This window comes from Polymorphospora sp. NPDC051019, from assembly GCF_040683055.1.
Classification (GTDB): domain Bacteria; phylum Actinomycetota; class Actinomycetes; order Mycobacteriales; family Micromonosporaceae; genus Polymorphospora; species Polymorphospora lycopeni.
In genome coordinates, this window is sequence record NZ_JBFBCH010000002.1 from 640,579 (window position 1) to 659,142 (window position 18,564).

The window sequence follows — 18,564 nt, forward strand, 5'->3', positions numbered from 1 at the left end:
CGCTAGCTCCCTAGCTCCGCTGTCTCGGTGACCTGGTAGGTGGCGCTGATCGACAGGAACAGGAAGATGTCGACCTGGATCTTCACCGATCCGCTGTAGTCGCACTTGGTGACGCCGTCGGCCTTGTAGACCAGGCCCTTCAGCTCGGCCCTGATCTTGACCTTGACAACGACGAGGTCGACGCCGGCCTCCATCGCGACGAGGCCGCCGTACTTCGTCGTGTCCGCGATCGCGTCGTAGACCAGGACGAACCCGATGCCGAGGAAGGCGTACGCCTTGAACGGGCCGATGGTGCCCTCGACGCCGATGCCGACGAACGCGGTCAGTTCGAGCTGTTCGCTGTCGATCACGCCGTTCACCGACGAGAGGCTGAAACTGACCTTGCCGCTGACGACGAGGAACGCGGCGGCGGCCCCGACGGTGAACAGCGGGACCTTGCCCTCCAGTTCGGCGCCGAACGCCGCCGACGCCTTGGCCCCACCGGTCGCCAGGTCGACGCCGGCGCTCTGGGTTATCGACAGGGTCAGTTTGACGCCGCTGCCGGCCGGGAAGACGGCGGTGGTCGGCGGGATGGTCTTTCCGACCCGGACGCTGATCTTGATCTCGTGCTTGGCGTTGCTGGCCCCCAGGTCGACCGGCCCCTGGCTGCCCCGGGCCCCGAAGGTCGGGATGTAGCGCAGGATCTCCTCGATCTCCGGCAGGAGCAGGGAGGTCAGTTCGGCGATCTGCGGCCGGCGGCCGGAGCCGCCGACGACGTGCCACTGCGAGCCGGTGAGGCCGGCCAGGCCGGCGATGTCGCTCCAGATCCGCAGCCCGGTGAAGTCGACGTCCCACCGGTCGAAGCGCAGGTCCAGCCGCAGCGTCGCGCTGTCGTAGAAGAGGCTCGACCCGTGGCCGGGGGTGCCGGACAGCCGCAGCGGGGTCGGATGGTTGACGACCTCGATCGGCGCGGAGAGGGCGAGTTCACCGCCCGGCCCGACGTCGAGGTGCGGCCCTCCGGTCAGCTCGATGGTGTTGGCCGGCGGCGGGAACGCCCCCTTCGACGTCGACCGGGCCAGGATGTCGGCGAGCGCCGGCCGTACGCCGGCCTCGATCCGGGCGGTGCCGGCGGCCGGCACCGAGGGCCGGGGAAACAGGAAGGCGTGCGTCGGGGTGCTCTGGAGCAGGGCGTAGTCGTTGGCCGGGGCCGCCGGGGTGAGCAGGTCGGCGGCGTCGGCGAACCGGTACGGGCCGGGCACGCCGGCCAGCGGCGGTTCGGCGTGGAGCGAGTCGTCGGCCGGGTAGGCGATCGGGTAGCGGCGGACGACCGGGACGCCCCGGCTGTCGGCGACCGGGACCGCCTCGCCACCGCCGGGCGGCACGGCCGCCACCGGCCGGGTGACCACCGACCATGCCCCGGTCGTCGGCAGTTTCGGTACGCCGCGCACGGTCGCGACGAAGAGCGGGTCGGTGCCGGCCATGGCCACGCCGACCTCGACCCGCTGGGCCCGGAACGGCAACCCGCTGCCGCCGAGGTCGAGCCAGGCGTCGACCGGCCCGCCGATCGGGCCCTGCGCCTCGATCAGCGCCCGCAGCGCGTCGGCGCCGGCGGGTACGCCGTTCGGCGCGGTCTGGAGGTAGCCGAGGACACCCCGGGCCGGGGTACGGCCGGCGCGCCCGTCGAGGACCACGTCGGCGTCGAAGTAGTACGGGACGAACCGGGCGCCGCCGTGCGCGAACTCCGCGCCGGGCGCGGGCCGGATCGTGCGTACGTCGAACAGGCCCCGGAACAACCCGGCGTCGAACCCGTACGGCGCCACCACGATGTCGCCGGCGGCGGTGTCGAAGTAGCGGTAGTCGAACAGGCCGGGGGTGAACGCCTGCCAGCCGCTGTCCCGCCGGATCACGCCACCGCCGGGGCGCCGTTCGATCGTCACCGACCGGGTGACCCGGATGCCCCACGGGTGCAGCACGCTGTTGACCTTGACCACCTCGAGGGCGGTCCGGCCGAGCAGGACCCGGAACTGCACCTTGGCCGCCTCGCTGAACGCGGCGAACGGGTTGTTCCAGTCGCTGAAGTTGGAACCGCCGTAGCCGGACAGGTCGATCCGGGTGACCGGCACCCGGGGCCGGGCGGCCATGTCGTTGTTGAAGACCGTCTCGACGCTGCCGCCCGATCCGGCGGTGGCGCCCAGCACGGACAGACCGAGCGGCCCGCCGGAGGCGAGGTCGACACCGTTGAGCAACTGCCGCATCCGGCCGGCGAACGTCGGCGAGACGCCACCGTCGTCCGGCCGGCCCCCCTCGGCTTGCGCGGTGATCTGGATGCCGCCCCGCGACGCCACCTCCGGGAACTCCGGCCGGGTCAGCCCGTAGAGGTCGGCCCGCCGGTCCGGCGTCTCCTGCGGCTGCAACCGGATCGCGGCGATCAGGCCGAACGGGAAGGTGGTGCGGACCGCGACCGTCTCGCCGTCACGGTGGGCCTCGACCGTGCCGTGCAGGGCGTCCTCGGGGATGATCGGCGTCAGCCGCTGCGAGCGGGCGCCGACCTGGGTGGCACCGCCGTCACCGGCCGCGGCCAGCGGCGTCGGGAACCAGCCCAGCGTCACGAGGTCCTGGTCCTCGTCCAGGGTGCGGACCGGCTCCCACTGGTGCTGGGGCAGCGCGACCACCCGCATCCGGGCGACCTCGGACCGCACGGCGAGGCCGTCCACCGGGAAGGCGCCGGCCGGGGCGGGGCCGTCGGACCGGTCACCGACCGCCACGCCGAGCAGGTCCTGGTTCGTCGACACGTCGAGCAGCGTCAGGCCCGGGGCGGGGCCGAGGAACTCGGTCAGGTAGTTGTCGACGATCGCGAGGCTCCGCTCGTCCTCCCGCCGCGCCACCTCGACCCGCTGCCCACGGCCGCGTTCCTCGGCCGTCCGCGCCGTCTTCCAGGCGGCGGCGCTCGCGCGGTCGAAGGTGAGCGTGCCCTGTTCGACCTGGGTCAGGCCGACCTCCGGGGCACCGTCGGGAGCCGGCACCGGCCGCGACCCGCCCGGCGACGCGGTCTGCCCGCCGACGGCGAGGTTCCCGGCGAGCAGGCCGGCGAACGACACCGCCACGGCCTCCGGCGCCGTCCAGGTGACCCGGCACAGCAACGGGGTACGGGGCTCCCGCCCGATCCGCGGCCGGCGCACGGACACGTTCGACACGTACGGGTCGGGCAGGATCGGCGCCCACGCGTACGCCTGGAGGAGAAGTTGCGCGGTGCCGGCGTCGATCCGGCGGGCGTCGACCAGGGTGCCGTCGACGATGACGAGCGTGGGTGCGGTGGTCCACACCAGCGCGTTGCGCAGCGCGAACTGGTGGACGGCCGGACCGCCGGCGACGGTGGCACCGAGCCGGGCGGTGACCGTGCCGGCCGTGTGGCGCAGCAGCAGCACGGAACCGCCGGTCGGCGTGACGACCGGACGGCCGTCGCTGGTGACCGGACGGTCGACGGCCAGGTCGGCGCGCCCGGTCACCATGAGCTGTTCACCGTCGGCGACGTGGCACCGGTGGTGGAACAGGAACGTGTCGTCGTACCGCTGCCGCCAGGGCAGCCGCTGCCCGCCGCCGTCGCTGATCGCCCACAGGTCGAATTCGTGGGTGACGGGTACGGACAGCGGGGCGACCTGCCCGGCGAAGACGGTGACGCCGGTGCCGGCGACGGTGAGCCACGCGTCGCCGAGTTCGTGCGGTCGGGAGTCGGGCCCGTACCAGCGGGCGGTCAGGCCGCTCACCCGCAGGCACCAGTGCAGCGTGACGGCGGCCGCGCCGAGGATCGCCGGGTCGGGCGCGACCACGACCGGCAGCCCCAGGCCGGCGCCGGTGACCCGGCCTTTGCCGGCGTACCGGACCAGTTCGGTGTCGGCCGCCGCCGGGTCGAGGGTGCGCGGATCGACGTCGTACTCCAGCACGAGCGTCCACAGTGGCTCAAGGAAGGTCCGGGCGCCGGTCGGGCCCGGCAGGTCGAACACCCGGCCCCAGACCTCGGCCCGGCCACCGGCTCCCTCGACCCGGCTGCCGCCGGAACGGAACCACAGCGTCAACGCCTCCGGGAGCACGGAGCCGCGGGCCGTCGGGTCGTCGGGTTCCGGTTCGAGCCGTACGGAGCCCTCCAGCGGCGCGCCGAACTCGACGACGTCGCCGGTGACCGTCGCGGGGCCGGCGAGCCGCAGTGCCCCGGCGCGCACCCGCACCCCGACGTACGCGTCGGCGGGCAGCGCGGCGTCGAGCAGGTCGCCCCGGACCCAGACGGTGCCCGGACCGACGTCGACGGTCGTGGTGCGCGGCGTGACCACCGGCGGTCGGGCCGCCGTCAGTACCAGGGCCGGTGCGGTGACCCCGCCGGCCCGGACCTCCAGCCGGCGCGTCGCGGCGAACACGTCGAACCAGATGTCGATGCCGGCCCGGTTCCGGTACGGCCCGAGCCGCCGGGCGGGCGCCAGCCCGGACAGGGCGTCCGCCGGCCGGCCGGCGAGGAGCATCTGGTGTTCGTCGCGCCGGTGCGCCACCAGCGCGTCCGCGGGGATGCCCGCGAACCTGTCGTCGTCGATGTCTGCGGTGAGCTGGGTGAAGGCGTCGCTGGCTACGCGGCGTCCACGCTGCGGATCGGACACGCGGGCCTCCTCGGGCCGGGCGGCCGAGGCGGCGGACCTGGAACGGAATCGTCTACGACGGCCTACACCCCATCGTCGGCACCGCCACGCCTGGCGTCAGTCCGATCGTGGACAGTCACGGGGAGTAGGCATGATCCCCGTTCAGGTCGTCTCCCGGGGCGTGTGCCGGCCCGGGGTGTAGCCGTACTCCCGGGCGAAGGCGGTGATGAAGGACGACGGGCTGGCGTACCCGACCCGGTGCGCGACCTCGGTCACCGGATGTGTCTCCAGCAGCACGCGCGAGGCGAGCAGGCGCAGCCGGGTCCGCCACCGTGAGTACGGCATCCCGAACTCACGTTCGAAGTCGCGTTGCAGGGTCTTGACGCTGATGTGCAGCCGGTCGGCCCACTCGTCGAGACGGGTCGGGTCGCCGGGATCGTGTGAGATCGCCCGGGCGACGGTCATCGCGAATCCGGGGCCGCCGGCCGGACCGGCGGACGACTCGGCGACCGGGGCGCCGAGTCCGGCCATGATGCGGGCCCGGGCGGTGAGTGCGGTGTCCTCGGCGCAGCCCTTGCGGGCGATGACCGGCAGCAGCCGGGCCGCCTCGTCGTCGATGGCGGCGGCGCCGGCCCGCAGGTCGGCCAGCGCCGGCGGCACCTGGCGCAGGCAGACCCGGTAGACGGTCTGCTGGTCGGCCGCCCGCACCTCGTGGGTGACGGCCCGGTGCACCCAGAACACCTCCCCGCCGCCGACGAACCGGGTCCGCGTCCCGTGCCGGGTGGCGAGCACGCCGGTGGGTGACCAGTAGAACTGGTGCAGGAAGTCCTGCCGGCTCTCCCCGAAGTCGAGCAGGGCCGCCGAGCGGTACTTGAGGATCAGGATCCCGTCGGGTCGGCCCAGGCCGTACCCGTACTCCTCGCAACTGTGCGGGTCGGCGCCGACCGGCTCCTGCACGGTCACCGACTGACCTCCGCTCGACATTGCGTGACCTCCCGTCGACATCGCACGACCGGAGCTAAGGCTAGCCTTAGTTACGCTCCGGCGTGAAGCCGGTCCACCGCTCTGACCTGCGACGGTTCAAAGGAACAAGGCAATGTCAACTCGACCCTCCTGGCGCCTGGTCGGTGCCACGGTCCTGGCGCTCGGCCTGCTCGCCGGCTGCGGCGCCACCGACTCCGGCACCGACGACACCGGCGGCGACGTGGCGACCCGCGTCTTCCAGGCCGACAACGGCGACATCACGATCCCGGCCGACCCCGAGCGGGTGGTGGCCACCGGCTACGCCGTCCCGGTCCTGATCGAGGCCGACGCCGCCCTGGTGGGCATCTCGACCTGGAAGCGCGGGCTGGCGATGATGACCGAGGAGGACCTCGCCACCTACGAGGGCCTCGACAAGATCGCCGGGGAGACGGCCGCCGAGACCAACTACGAGGCCATCGCCAACGCGAAGCCCGACCTCATCGTCATCGGCGTACCGGCACCGGTCCTCGCCGACATCGACCTGGACCGGCTGGAGTCGATCGCGCCCGTCGTGGCCATCGGCCCCACCGTCCCCTCGGCGTGGCGCGACCTGTCGCGGCGCCAGTCCGACGCCGCCGGCCGGCTCGACAACTTCGAGGCCGCCAAGACCGCGTACGAGACGAAGGCCGCCGCACTCAAGACGAAGTACGCCGACGCCCTCGCCGGCCTCGAGTTCGGCCACCTCGGCGCGTACGGCGCTGTCGCCGCCGGCACGTTCCACCGCGAGTTCGCCGGCTCGTGGGGCACCAACATCGCCCAGGACGTCGGCGTGACGTACTACGGCGAGGTCAAGAAGAAGGGCGGCGGCGGGCTCGACGTCACCGAGTATCCGTCGATCGAGGAGGTGCCGGCGAGCTTCGGCGCGGCCGACGCGATCACGTACACGCTCCAGGCCGACGGCACGGTGAGCGAGGCGGTGCAGCGGGTGCTCGACACCGACCTGTGGAAGAACCTGCCGGCGGTCAAGGCCGGCCTGGTCTTCCCGGTGCGCTACACCGAGGCGGCGACGTTCGCGTCGGCACTGAAGACCCTCGACTCGCTCGACCAGGCGCTCGCGCCGCTGCTCCCCCGATGAGCGAGGCCCGCCCCGACCCGCGTGCGGCGATGGCCGCCCACCAGCGGACGGGCACCGGCACGACCCGCGTGCCGTACCCGATCGGGGTCCGCACCGTGCCGGTCCTGGCCCGGCAACAGGTCACCCCGCGCATGGTGCGGCTCACGGTCGGCGGACCGGATCTCGCCGGATTCCACACCTACCAGGCCGACGACCACGTCAAGATCGTCTTCCCGGATCCGGACGGCACCCGGCGGGTGCCGGTCCCCAACGACCGACAGCTGCTCGACTGGCCGGACCCGCTGCCCACCACCCGCCGCTACACGGTACGGCGGTACGACGCGGCGGCCGGCGAACTCGACATCGACTTCGTGCTCCACGCGGGCGGGATCGCGTCGACCTGGGCGGCCGGCGTACGGGTCGGCGACGAGGTGACCATCGCCGGCCCGCCCGGCTCGAAGGCGTTCGCCCTCAACTACGACCACTACGTCTTCGCGGTCGACGCCACCGCGCTGCCGGCCGCCGCCCGTTGGCTGGAGGAGTCGCCGGCCGACGTCTCGGCCCACCTCGTGATCGAGCCCGGGCACGCCGACGAGCAGGCGTACCCGCTGGCGGAGCGGGCCGGCGTCGAGGTGACCTGGCTGCCGCGCGCCGACGGCCGCTCCCGGCTGGCCGCCACGGTCGAGGCGCTGCCGCTGCCCGACGGGCGCAACTTCCTCTTCGCGGCCGGCGAGGCCGGTGACATCAGGCCGCTGCGGGCGTGGAGCCGGGGCCGGCTCGACGCCCTGTTCACCGGGTACTGGAAGCGCGGAGTTGCCGGGTTTGACGACGACTGAGCTGTCGCGGCAGGTCGCCATCCTGGCCGGCGCCGTCGCGCTGCTCGTCGTCGCGGCGGGTGCCAGCGTGAGCGTCGGGGCGCACGCGATCCCTCCGGCCGAGGTGTGGCGGGCCCTGACCGACTACGCCGGCACCGACGAGCACCTCATCGTCCGCGACATCCGGATCCCCCGTACGGTGATCGGCATCTGCGTCGGCGCCGCCCTCGGCACCGCCGGCGCGCTGATCCAGGCCCTGACCCGCAACCCGCTGGCCGAACCCGGCATCCTCGGGGTGACCGCCGGTGCCGGGTTCGCGATCAACCTGGGTGTCCTGTTCGGCCTCGCCGGCACGCAGTCCGCCCGGCTGGGGCTCGCGGTCGCCGGCTGCGCCCTCGCCGCCCTCGTGGTGTACGCCGTCGGCCGTACCTCACCGCTGCGGCTGGTCCTCGCCGGCGTCGCGCTCACCTCGGTCCTGATGGGCGTCTCGCTGGGGCTACGGCTGCTCTTCCCCGACGTCTTCGACCGCTACCGCTTCTGGTCGGTCGGGACGCTGGCCGGCACCGAGCAGACACCGCTGGCCGTACCGGTGCTGCTGATCGTGGCCGCCCTGGTCGGCGCCATGGTGGTGAGCGGGCCGCTGCGCGCCGTCGCCCTGGGCGAGCAGGTCGCCCACGCGCTCGGCGCCCACGTCGCGCGGACCCGCACCGCCGTGCTGGTGCTCGTCACCCTGCTCGCCGGGGCGGCCACCGCGGTGGCCGGGCCGATCGCCTTCGTCGGGCTGATCGTCCCGCACCTGGCCCGCCGGCTGGCCGCCGGCTCGATCCCCTGGCTGACCGGGTACGCGATCGTGCTCGGGCCGGTCCTGCTGCTGATCGCCGACATCGGCGCCCGCGTCCTGCTGCCCACCGGCGAGGTGCCGGTGGCCGTGGTGACCGCGTTCATCGGCGGCGTCGTGCTGATCTGGGCCGTCCGCCGCTACGGGGCGGCAACGCTGTGACCGGCGACGCACCCCCGGTCGCGATCCGGGCCGGGCGGTTCTCGGCCCTGGTCGAGCGGCGTACGGTCGCCGTGTCGCTGGCCCTGCTCGGCGTCGCCCTGCTGCTGGCCTTCGTCGGCCTCAGCCACGGCAGCACCTGGTCGACACCGCCGGAGGTGTTCGCGGCGCTGACCGGGCGCGGCGACTCGGCGGTGGTGATCCTCCAGTGGCGGCTGCCCCGGGTGGCCGCGGCACTCGTCTTCGGTGCCGCCCTCGGCCTCGCCGGGGCGATCTTCCAGAACCTGACCCGCAACGCGCTCGGCAGCCCGGACGTCATCGGCCTGGACGCCGGCGCGTACACCGGGGCGCTGGTCGCGATCGCGGTCCTGAACGGGACGTCGGCACAGCTCGCCACCGGCTCGGTGCTCGGCGGCCTGCTGGCCGCGGCGGCGATCTACCTGCTGTCGCTCGACTCCGGGCTCAGCGGCCTGCGGCTGGTCGTCACCGGGATCGCGGTCAACGCCATCCTGACCGCGCTCAACTCGTGGATCGTGCTGCGTGCCGAACTCGACGTCGCGATCGCCGCGACCGGCTGGAACGCGGGCTCGCTGAACGGCGTCGACTGGGACGAGCTTCACCTGCCGTTCGCCGTGATCGGCATGCTCGCCCTCGCACTCGTCGCGCTGTCGAACGCGATGCACCAGGCGGCCCTCGGCGACCAGCTCGCGGTCACCTCCGGGGTCGGCCTGAACCGGCTCCGCCTGCTGCTGGTCCTGGTCGGGGTCGGCTGCACCGCGACGGTGACCGCGGTCGCCGGTCCGATCGTGTTCATCGCGCTGGCCGCGCCGCAGATCGGCCGCCGGCTGGCCCGGGCCGCCGGCGTCACCCTGCTGCCGGCCGCGCTGACCGGGGCGGTGCTGCTGCTCTGCGCCGACCTCGTCGCGCAGATGCTGCTGGCCCCGGTCGCGCTGCCGGTCGGCGTGGTGACGACGGCGATCGGCGGCTGCTATCTCATCTGGCTGCTCATCAGGGAGGTGAAGCGACGGTGAAGGCGCGGCTGACCGCCCGGGACCTGACCCTCGCGTACGGCGACCGGGTGGTGTCGACGCAGATCGACCTCGACATCCCCGACGGCGCGTTCACCGCGATCGTCGGGCCGAACGCGTGCGGGAAGTCGACGCTGCTGAAGGCCCTCGTCAGGTTGCTCACCCCGGCGACCGGAGCTGTCCGCCTCGACGGCCGTGACCTGGCCGCCCACCGGCCGAAGGCCTTCGCGCGGGAGGTCGGTTTCCTGCCCCAGGGACTCGTCGCGCCGGAGAACATCACGGTCCGGCGGCTGGTCGCCCGGGGCCGCTACCCGCACCAGTCGCTGCTGTCGACCTGGTCGCCCGACGACGAGCGGGCCGTCGACGAGGCGATGGCGGCGGCCGGGGTCACCGAACTGGCCGGGCGGCAGGTCGAGGAGCTGTCCGGCGGCCAGCGGCAACGGGTGTGGATCGCGATGGTGCTGGCCCAGCGGACGCCGTACCTGCTGCTCGACGAGCCCACCACGTTCCTCGACATCACCCACCAGTACGGGCTCCTCGCCCTGTTCGCCCGGCTGCGGGACGAGGGCCGTACGGTCGTCGCGGTGCTGCACGACATCAACCAGGCGTGCCGGTTCGCCGACCACCTGGTGGCGATGAAGGACGGCCGGGTGGTCGCCGAGGGGACACCGGCCGACATCGTGGACGCGGCGCTGATGCGGCGGGTCTTCGACCTGCCGAGCATCGTGATGCCCAACCCGGCGATCGGTGCGCCGATGGTGGTGCCGACGGCCTGAACGGGCCGCCGCCCGGTCAGTCGCGCTCGGCCTCGCAGATCCAGGCCGGCAGCTTCGGGCGGCCCAGCTCGTCCTTGTCGACCGGGATGCCGGCCCGGCTGAAGAACTCGCCCGCGACGGTGTTGACCAGGTAGGTGCCGATCCGCAGGTCGGTGATCCGCCAGCCGGCGCCGCCGAGGGTGCCGTGCAGTTCGTCGGCCGAGATCCGGTAGACGCCGGGCAGGTCGAACGGCATCGTGTCGGCGAAGCAGAAGAGGTTGAGCCGGGAGCCGGGACGGCCGGCCCGGTGGAGGGCGGCGGCGTAGGCGCGGCGCTGTTCGGCGTCGAGTACGTCGTACAGGGCGCTGTCGAGCAGGGTGTCGAAGCGGCCCTCGTACGCGGCGAGGCTGGTCGCGTCGGCGACCTCGAAGACGGCGTCGGCACCGGCGGCGTCGGCCCGCTTACGGGCCCACTCGACGGCGGTCGGGGCGACGTCGACCGCGACCACCTGGTAGCCGAGCTTGGCGAGGTGGATGGCGTTGTCGCCGAGCCCGCAGCCGGCGTCGAGCACGCTGCCGGAGATCCGGCCGGCCCGCTCGCAGTCGACCACGACCGGCTGCACCGCACCGATGTCCCACGGGACGGCGGCGAAGGTCATCCCCTCGACCGGTGACTCACCCTGGTAGAACGCCTCGAAGTCCATCGTGGAACTGTCGGTGGGGTTGGTGCTCATCGGTCCTCCTCAGCGCGGGCCGGACAGCCGTCCAGGAGCTTTCTACACCCGGCCGTACGGGCCGGGCCGAAACCTGAAAGGGACTTGTCAGTCGGTCTTGACCGGCGCGGTCCGTACGGTGCGCAGCGCGACGACGGCGACCGCGCACATCACCACGGTCAGCACCACGCTGATGACGGCGGTGACCTCCAGCGCCCGGGCGAAGGCCTCGCGGGCGGCGTCGAGCAGTTCGGCGCCGAGCGGGCCGGGCAGTTCCTCCGCGACCGCGACCGCGCCGCCGAGGGTGTCCCGGGCCGAGCCGGCGGCGTCGGAGGCGACCCCGACGGGCGTGGTGTCGGCCATGATGCCGCGGTATACGGCGGTGCTGACGCTGCCCAGGATGGCGATGCCGAGGGCGGTGCCGAACTCGGAGCCGGCCTCGGAGATCGCCGACGCGGCACCGGCCTCCTCCTCCGGCGCGGTCGACACCATCAGGTCGGTGGCCAGGATGTAGACCGGGGCGAGGCCGACGCAGAACACGACCGAGGCGACGACCGGCACGACGACTCCCCCACCCGCCTCGACCTGGGTGAGGACGGCGAACCCGATCGCGGCGCAGGCGAGTCCGGCGCCCATGACGTACCCGGGCCGTAGCCGGGTGGCCAGCGCCGGTCCGGCCATGGCGCCGGCGATGAACCCGATCGACGACGGTACGGTCCACAGGCCCGCCTGAAGCGGCGAGAGCCCGACCACCAGTTGCAGGTACTGGGCGATGAGGAACAGGGTGCCGAAGGCGACCAGGAACGCCAGCGTCTGCGCGGCGAGCGAGGCGCTGAACGCCACGCGGTGGAACAGCCGCAGGTCGAGCAGCGGGTCGGCGAGGCGGCGCTGCCGTACGCCGAACAGGACGGCCACCACGACGCCGGCCACGATGGAGACCACGGCGGTCCAGGCCGCGGCGCCCTCGGCGATCTGCTTGATGCCGTAGATGACCGCCAGCACGGCGACCACCGACATGGCCGCGCTGAGCAGGTCGAACCGTCCGGCGGCCGGGTTGCGGTATTCGGGCAGCAGGGCCGGGCCGAGGGCCAGCAGGAGCACCATGACCGGTACGCCGACCAGGAACACCGAACCCCACCAGAACCGTTCGAGCAGGACGCCGCCGACCAGTGGGCCGATCACCGCGCCGAGCGAGAAGCTGATCGTCCAGATGCCGATGGCCAGGGTCCGCTGGGCCGGGTCGTGGAACATGGTGCGGATCAGCGAGAGGGTCGACGGCATCAGGGTCGCACCGGCGACGCCGAGGAGGGCCCGGGCCAGGATGAGCATCTCGGCGCTGGTGGAGAAGGCCGCCAGCAGGGACGCCGCCCCGAAGGCCGCGCCGCCGATCAGCAGCAGCCGGCGCCGGCCGACGCGGTCGCCGAGGGTGCCCATCGCGATGAGCGAGCCGGCGATGAGGAAGCCGTAGATGTCGACGATCCACAGCAGTTGGGCGCCGCTGGGCCGCAGGTCGGCGCTGAGGTGCGGCACCGCCAGGTTGAGCACGGTGAGGTCCATGGAGACCAGCAGGCAGGGCAGGGCGAGGACGGCGAGCCCGAGCCACTCGCGGTGTCCGGCGCGGGGGCTGGCGACTTCGGTGGTCATCGGCGCGGATCTCCCTGGGGGTCGGCGGACGGCGGCGGCGCACCAGTGAGCACGATGGCCGCCCCTCCCGCGTGGCGGGAGGGGCGGCCGTGCGGGCGTATCTTATGTCATCGGATCATCACTCAGGGCGAAAACCAAGATCCGGCGACCGATTCCCCGATCGACCGCGGTTGATCGGAATCGGTCCGCTCATCGCGGGTAGTCGCGCACCGGGTCGAAGGTGATCGGCAGGTCGACCAGGCTGCGGAACATCGAGCTGCGCTGGTAGGAAAGGTCTTCCTCGGCGCACGCCAACCGCATGTTCTCCAGGTTGACCAGGCGGTCGAGCGCCGACCGCAATTCGATCCGGGCGAGCACCGCGCCGAGGCAGAAGCGCATTCCGGCGCCGAACGACATCGGCTGGACGTTGGTGCGGGTGATGTCGAAGCGGTCCGGGTCGTCGAACTGGAGCGGGTCGCGGTTGGCCGCCCCCATCAGCGCGACGACGAAGTCGCCCTTCTTGAGGAGCTTGCCGCCCAGTTCCACGTCCTCGCCGAGCCGGCGGCTGTTCGACTGCACCGCGGAGTCGTAGCGCAGCCCCTCCTCGACCGCTCCCGGGATCAGGCCGCGGTCGCGGCGCAGCAGCTCGAGCTGCTCGGGATGCCGTAGCAGGGCGAGGATGGTGTTGGTGATCTGGTTGGTCACCGTGTCGTGGCCGGCGAACACGACCGAGATGATGGTGCTGATGATCTCGTTGATACTCACCGGACGCTCGCCGGCGCGGGTGCTCGTCTCGACCTCGGCGAGCATGATGCTGATCAGGTCGTCGCGCGGCTGGGCCTTGCGGATCTCGATGAGTTCGCGCAGGTAGTCGGCGAAGGCCCCCATCGCGATGTTGCCCTTCCTGATCTCCTCCTCGTTGGGCACGAGGTCGAGGGTCGGGGCGATGTCCAGCGACCAGGTGCGCACGCCCTGGTAGCCCTCCGGCGGGATGCCGAGCAGGTCGCAGACGAAGACCAGGGCGACCGGCGCGGCGAAGTCGCTGACCAGGTCCATCTCACCGCGTACGGCCTGCGGGGCGAGCAGGTCGTCGACGGTCCGGTCGATGTCGGGGCCGAGGGCCCGCATCCGCTTGGGGGCGAACACCGGGGCGACCAGGGACCGCAGCCGGGCGTGGTTCGGGTCGTCCTCGAAGAAGAGCGTGTAGGCCATGATGTCCTTCAGCGGCCCGGGGCCGATCATGACCTCCCAGAAGTCACGCACGCTGGCGCAGCCGAACCGCTTGTCACTCATCGCCAGCCGTACGTCGGCGTAGCGGGTGACGTACCAGGTGCCCTCGGCGCCCTGGTGGACCGGGTCGTTGCGCAGCAGCCAGTTGTAGTAGGGGTAGGGGTCGTTCTGGAAGCTCGGCTCCAGCGGGTCGAGGCCGGTCGCGGGAACCGGAGTACCGATGAGCGGGATCGTCATTTGCCTTCCTCCATCACAGACCCGGGTGCTCAGTCACTTGAAAATCATAGAGTTGATGAAAGACCATGTATACCCGTGAACCTGTCCGCCTACTGCCGTAATCCTTATCTGTCAACGCTTTGAAAGATCTTTGCTGGACGGAAGCCGTCGACGGATTGCAAGATTCATATAGCTGGCCGGTCGATCCTGTTAGGATCTGGCGGCGACGCGACCCCGACCCGGGAGGCCCGCTGTGTCCGACGCCGCGCCCATCACGCCCCACGCTCCGGCCCACGCCGCCGATCCGGCCGCGCCCGATCCCGGGGTGGCCAAGCACTTCGACCCGGTCGTCGACGACGCGGTCGACAGCGGGCGGGTGGTCGGCGCGGCCGTCCTGGTCGCCCGGCGCGGCGTCGTCGTCTACGAGCGCTACGCCGGCTGGGCCGACCGGGAGCACCAGGTCCGCCCCTCGGCCGGCACCCAGTTCCGGCTGGCCAGCATGACCAAGCCGCTCGTCTCGGTGGCCGCGCTGGCCCTGGTCGAGCAGGGCCGGCTCACCCTGGACACCCCGGCACACGAGGTGCTGCCGTACTTCCGCCCCGCGCTCGCCGACGGTCGCACGCCGGACGTCACCCTGCGCCACCTGCTCACCCACACCGCCGGGCTCGGCTACGGCTTCCTGCAACCGGACAACCAGCCGTACGCCGACGCCGGAGTCTCCGACGGCGCCGACGTCAGCGCGTCGACGCTGACCGACAACCTGCGCCGGCTGGCCGGCGTGCCGCTGTCGTTCGAGCCGGGCACGGCCTGGTCCTACTCGCTGGCGACCGACGTGGTCGGCGCGATGGTCGAGGCGCTGACCGGCGAGCCGCTGCCCGCCGTCGTGGAGCGCCTGGTGACCGGCCCGCTGGGGATGCGCGACACCGTCTTCCACGCCGCCGACCCGGCCCGCCTGCCGGCCGCGTACGCCGACGCCGACGAGCCGGGCCGGCCGGCCCGCCGGATGGGCGCCGCCGACGAGGTGCCGCTGCCCGGGGCGGGCGTGATCCGCTACGCGCCGGACCGGGTCACCGACCCGGACGCCTATCCGTCCGCGGGGATGGGCATGGTCGGCACCGCCCGCGACTACCTGCGGTTCCTGGAGGCGGTTCGGCTGGGCGGCGCACCGGTCCTCTCCCCCGCCACGACGGATCTGATGACGACCGACGCGGTCGAGGGTCACCCGCTGGACATCGCGCCCGGCTACGGCTTCGGGCTCGGCTTCTCGGTCGTACGCGACCGCGCGGAGGCGGGCGACGCCCGGCCGGTCGGCAGCTACGGCTGGAGCGGGGTCTACGGCACGCACTGCTACGTCGACCCGGCGGCCGAGGTCAGCGTGGTGTCGCTGACCAACACGGCGCTGGAGGGGATGATCGGCGGGTTCGCCAACGAGGTCGAGCAGGCGCTGTACCGCGTCGACTGGTAAGCCCGCCACGGGCCGCTTTCCGCCGGTTCACCCGCTAACATGGTGAAATGGGCACACAGTCCGTTCCTGAGCGTCTGCAATGGACCGTCGACCGGCTCGGGCTGAAGCCCGGCGACGACGTACTCGAGATCGGCTGCGGCCGCGGCGTCGCCGTGGCCCTCGTCGCCGACCTGCTCGACGGCGGAACGATCACCGCCATCGACCGCTCCGACAAGGCCATCGACGGCGCCCGGCAGCGCAACCGGAAGCACATCGACGCCGGCCGCGTCGTCCTGCACACGGCCGCGCTGGAAGACGTCGACCTCGGTGCCGCCACCTTCGACGTGATCTTCGCGGTCAACGTGAACCTCTTCTGGGTGCGTCGCGCCGACGCCGAGGCCGGCCTGCTCAAGCGGCTGCTACGCCCCGGAGGCCGGCTGCATCTGGTGTGGGAGCCGCCCGGCGGTGGCAAGGCCACCCAGATCGCCGACACGGTCGGCGGGCTGCTCTCCGACAACGGGTTCGAGGTCACCGTCGAAACCGGCACGACCGGCACCGGAGCGGCCCTGGTCGACGTACGGGGCACGGTGCGCTGATCCGGCACACGAACCGGGGCCGGCCCGACGGGCCGACCCCGGTTCGCGGTTCTGCGTCAGCGGCGCACCTGGTAGGCCCGGGTGATCGTCTGCTCGACCCGGTTGCCGGCCTTGTCGAGGTGGGTGGCCCGCAGCGACACGTGGTCCACACCCCGCGGGTGCGGCACCAGCGCCGTACGGGAGTCACCCGACCCGAGCAGCGGCACGGGGAACCAGAACCAGCCGTCGTACGACGCCTCGACGGTCAACCGCTTCGTCGCGGCACCGGCCGATCCGTCCTGGCGCTGCACCGAGACCGGTACGGAGAACACCGTGCCGCCCGGTGCCCGGTTGTGGTCGTCGAGGTTCGGCGCGAACCGGACCACCGCCAGCGGCAGCCGCTGGGGTGCCGTAACCGTCGCCGACTTGAACGTCCACTGCACCGACACCGAGGTCGACAGGCTGGCCACCCCGCTGCTGCGGGTCGCCTTCGCCTCCAGCCGGTACGTCGCCTGCCCGGCCGGCACGCCGAACGACCCGGTCGCCACCTGCGCGTTCTGGCCGACCAGCGAGCCGTTGCGGAAGAGCTTCGTCGACGCGCCCGTCACGTTGGAGCGCGCCTCACGGTTCGCGCCGTGGTCGGTGAAGAGCGGGATCTCGACGTCGATCTGGTTGCCGGTGCGGGTCGCCTTCGTCCACGACCACGGCCAGCTCGCCGGGAACGACGGGCCGAACACCCCGGTGTTCCAGCGCTCGCTGCCCTGGTTGCCGACGCCGAACATGCGCGCCCCGCTGTAGAGCATCGTCTCCGGGTTGTCGTTCGGCGCCCCGGTGAACGTGCCCACCGACGACAGCCACGGGGTGTCCGGCACGTAGTACTCGGTGATGGTGAACGGCAGCGTGCCGTGGACCAGGTAGTCCTTGCGGCCGGTCTTGCCCGGCGCGGCGGCGGACAGCCGGGCCTGCACCTTGCCCAGCTCGGCGTCGCCCATGTGCCGGATCAGGTCGGTCGGCACCCGGTCCGGTTCGAGCCACTGCACGTGGTAGAGGTACGGGCTGCCGCCGAATCCGCCCTGGCCGTCCGGCCGGGCCAGCCGGGCGGCGACGTAGAAGACGAACTGGTCGGCCGGTGCCGCACTGTCCGACGGCCGGACCAGCATGCCGTCGAAGTTCACCCCGTGCGTGCTGCCGCCGATCATCCGGCCGTCGACCGTCATCCGGGAGAAGATCGCGGCGACCTCGCCCGGCTCGGCGTCGGCCCGGTCGACGGTCAGCCCGATCGGGCGGCCCTCGGTGGCGGTCAGCGCGATCGTCCGGGCCCGGTCGTGCACCACCAGCGGCTCGGCGATGTAGGTGCTCAGCGCACCGGTGCCGATCTGGGCCTCCATGAAGTAGTTGCCGGCCGGCAGCGAGACCACGGCGGTGCCGGACGGGTCCGTCGCCGTCACGACGTTCTCCCGCTCCACGTCGTTGAAGGTGACGGTCCAGTTCGTGGCCGGGTTGCCGTTGTGGTCGGTGGCGACCAGGGTCAGCTGGTGGCTCGCCTGGGTCACGGCCGGCGTACGCGCCGCCGCGCCGGACCGGACGAACCGGGTGCCGTCGGCCCCCCCGGCGGTCACGGCGAGGTCGATCGGACCGGCCCCGGTGGCCGGGAACCGCTCGACGACCGCGAGGTCGACGACGGCCTCCCGGCGCTCGGTGGCCGCCCGCATCCCGGCGATCAGCCGCGACTCCGAGTCGGCACCGAGGTCCGGCGCGCCGCTGCCACCGGCCGTGGCGGAGAGCGGGGCGTCGAGCCAGAGCCCGGCGGCTCCGCCGCCGAGCACGGGTACGTCGTTCTTCGGCGCCAGCCGGGACCAGAACTGTCCGGCCCGGTCGCGCGCCACCCGTACCCCCGCCGCGTCGATCAGCGGCAGCCGGGTGACGGCCTGGCCGCCGGCGGCCGCCGCGGCCCGGGCCTCGTCGGCGGCGGTCACGATCAGTGGCAGCTCACGGGCGTCGGCGTCGGCGTAGCCGAGTTCGAGCAGGCGGCTGACGTTGAACAGGCGCGCGTCGACGGTGCCGGCGGCGATCAGGGTGGCCGCGTCGGAGGGTACGACGTGCACGTCGCCGCCCCGGACGGACCGCTGGAACCGGACCGACTCGCGGCCCGGCGCCGGCTTCACGACCAGTTCCTGTCCGGCCGGTGCGTCCGGGCGGGACAGCACCCGGTCACCGGTGACGAGAGTCAGCCACGGCTCGGCGTACGGGGCACCGGTGGTCGACGGGGCCGCCTGCGCGCCACCGGCCAGCACCGCGGTAGTGACCGGCAGCACGACCGCGAGGGCCAGTGCCATGGTGGGGAATCTGCTGCGCCGTCGTGACATGGACACTCCTCACGGCTGGGACGGCTCGGACGAGCAAAACCATAGGTGCCGTAGATCGACCGGCCGCGAAATATGGCAACCGACGGCAAGACCCGTGGACTACGCGGAAACGGCGGCGGAGCATC

Annotated in this window: 13 protein-coding genes; 7 read left to right on the top strand and 6 right to left on the bottom strand. The window is 72.9% G+C overall.

What is annotated here, in order from left to right; all coding sequences use genetic code 11:
• Positions 1–2: 2 nt before the first annotated feature.
• Both AB0M79_RS06910 and AB0M79_RS06915 read right to left on the bottom strand, forming a co-directional pair.
• Positions 3–4,622: a hypothetical protein gene (locus AB0M79_RS06910; protein ID WP_364208701.1), complete on the bottom strand. Its 4,620-nt coding sequence runs from the start codon at positions 4,620–4,622 to the stop codon at positions 3–5.
• A gap of 141 nt (positions 4,623–4,763) precedes the next feature.
• Positions 4,764–5,564, bottom strand: a complete 801-nt coding sequence (locus AB0M79_RS06915) for an AraC family transcriptional regulator (RefSeq protein ID WP_364208704.1) — start codon at positions 5,562–5,564, stop codon at positions 4,764–4,766.
• 133 nt (positions 5,565–5,697) lie between these two features.
• Between AB0M79_RS06915 and AB0M79_RS06920 the strand changes: the two genes are divergently transcribed.
• Genes AB0M79_RS06920 through AB0M79_RS06940 form a run of 5 tightly spaced genes read left to right on the top strand, consistent with a single transcriptional unit; the run spans position 5,698 to position 10,294 of the window.
• Positions 5,698–6,699: an ABC transporter substrate-binding protein gene (locus AB0M79_RS06920; RefSeq protein ID WP_364208707.1), complete on the top strand. Its 1,002-nt coding sequence runs from the start codon at positions 5,698–5,700 to the stop codon at positions 6,697–6,699.
• Positions 6,696–7,514, top strand: coding sequence for a siderophore-interacting protein (locus AB0M79_RS06925; RefSeq protein WP_364208710.1), 819 nt, complete (start codon positions 6,696–6,698; stop codon positions 7,512–7,514). Before AB0M79_RS06920 ends, AB0M79_RS06925 begins: the two co-directional genes overlap by 4 nt.
• Positions 7,501–8,493, top strand: coding sequence for an iron chelate uptake ABC transporter family permease subunit (locus AB0M79_RS06930; RefSeq protein ID WP_364208713.1), 993 nt, complete (start codon positions 7,501–7,503; stop codon positions 8,491–8,493). Before AB0M79_RS06925 ends, AB0M79_RS06930 begins: the two co-directional genes overlap by 14 nt.
• Positions 8,490–9,521 (top strand): iron chelate uptake ABC transporter family permease subunit, encoded by a 1,032-nt coding sequence (locus AB0M79_RS06935; RefSeq protein WP_364208716.1) that lies wholly within the window; start codon positions 8,490–8,492, stop codon positions 9,519–9,521. The genes AB0M79_RS06930 and AB0M79_RS06935 overlap by 4 nt, the downstream gene beginning before the upstream one ends.
• A complete protein-coding gene (locus AB0M79_RS06940) occupies positions 9,518–10,294 on the top strand; it encodes an ABC transporter ATP-binding protein (protein ID WP_364208719.1) in 777 nt (258 codons plus the stop codon). The genes AB0M79_RS06935 and AB0M79_RS06940 overlap by 4 nt, the downstream gene beginning before the upstream one ends.
• A gap of 16 nt (positions 10,295–10,310) precedes the next feature.
• Here the strand turns inward: AB0M79_RS06940 and AB0M79_RS06945 are convergent, their stop codons facing one another.
• The 3 genes from AB0M79_RS06945 to AB0M79_RS06955 form a co-directional block, all read right to left on the bottom strand.
• Positions 10,311–11,006 carry a class I SAM-dependent methyltransferase gene (locus tag AB0M79_RS06945; RefSeq protein WP_364208722.1) on the bottom strand — a complete coding sequence of 232 codons (696 nt, stop codon included), beginning with the start codon at positions 11,004–11,006 and terminating at the stop codon, positions 10,311–10,313.
• 87 nt (positions 11,007–11,093) lie between these two features.
• A complete protein-coding gene (locus tag AB0M79_RS06950) occupies positions 11,094–12,629 on the bottom strand; it encodes an MFS transporter (RefSeq protein ID WP_364208724.1) in 1,536 nt (511 codons plus the stop codon).
• Positions 12,630–12,818: 189 nt separating this feature from the next.
• Positions 12,819–14,075 (bottom strand): cytochrome P450, encoded by a 1,257-nt coding sequence (locus AB0M79_RS06955; protein WP_364208727.1) that lies wholly within the window; start codon positions 14,073–14,075, stop codon positions 12,819–12,821.
• A gap of 232 nt (positions 14,076–14,307) precedes the next feature.
• Between AB0M79_RS06955 and AB0M79_RS06960 the strand changes: the two genes are divergently transcribed.
• Both AB0M79_RS06960 and AB0M79_RS06965 read left to right on the top strand, forming a co-directional pair.
• Entirely contained in the window at positions 14,308–15,519 is a 1,212-nt protein-coding gene (locus tag AB0M79_RS06960) for a serine hydrolase domain-containing protein (protein ID WP_364208730.1), read from the top strand.
• A gap of 47 nt (positions 15,520–15,566) precedes the next feature.
• Complete coding sequence (locus tag AB0M79_RS06965; protein WP_364208733.1) at positions 15,567–16,094, top strand: class I SAM-dependent methyltransferase; 528 nt, start codon at positions 15,567–15,569, stop codon at positions 16,092–16,094.
• A gap of 56 nt (positions 16,095–16,150) precedes the next feature.
• Here the strand turns inward: AB0M79_RS06965 and AB0M79_RS06970 are convergent, their stop codons facing one another.
• Positions 16,151–18,409 (bottom strand): hypothetical protein, encoded by a 2,259-nt coding sequence (locus tag AB0M79_RS06970; protein ID WP_364208736.1) that lies wholly within the window; start codon positions 18,407–18,409, stop codon positions 16,151–16,153.
• Positions 18,410–18,564 lie beyond the last annotated feature (155 nt).

What these genes read in the sequence shown, in the direction of transcription:
- AB0M79_RS06950 (WP_364208724.1), bottom strand. Translation starts at nt 12,629, where the DNA reads ATGACCACCGAAGTCGCCAGCCCCCGCGCCGGACACCGCGAGTGGCTC.
- AB0M79_RS06920 (WP_364208707.1), top strand. Translation starts at nt 5,698, where the DNA reads ATGTCAACTCGACCCTCCTGGCGCCTGGTCGGTGCCACGGTCCTGGCG.
- AB0M79_RS06945 (WP_364208722.1), bottom strand. Translation starts at nt 11,006, where the DNA reads ATGAGCACCAACCCCACCGACAGTTCCACGATGGACTTCGAGGCGTTC.
- AB0M79_RS06955 (WP_364208727.1), bottom strand. Translation starts at nt 14,075, where the DNA reads ATGACGATCCCGCTCATCGGTACTCCGGTTCCCGCGACCGGCCTCGAC.
- AB0M79_RS06925 (WP_364208710.1), top strand. Translation starts at nt 6,696, where the DNA reads ATGAGCGAGGCCCGCCCCGACCCGCGTGCGGCGATGGCCGCCCACCAG.
- AB0M79_RS06970 (WP_364208736.1), bottom strand. Translation starts at nt 18,409, where the DNA reads ATGGCACTGGCCCTCGCGGTCGTGCTGCCGGTCACTACCGCGGTGCTG.
- AB0M79_RS06965 (WP_364208733.1), top strand. Translation starts at nt 15,567, where the DNA reads ATGGGCACACAGTCCGTTCCTGAGCGTCTGCAATGGACCGTCGACCGG.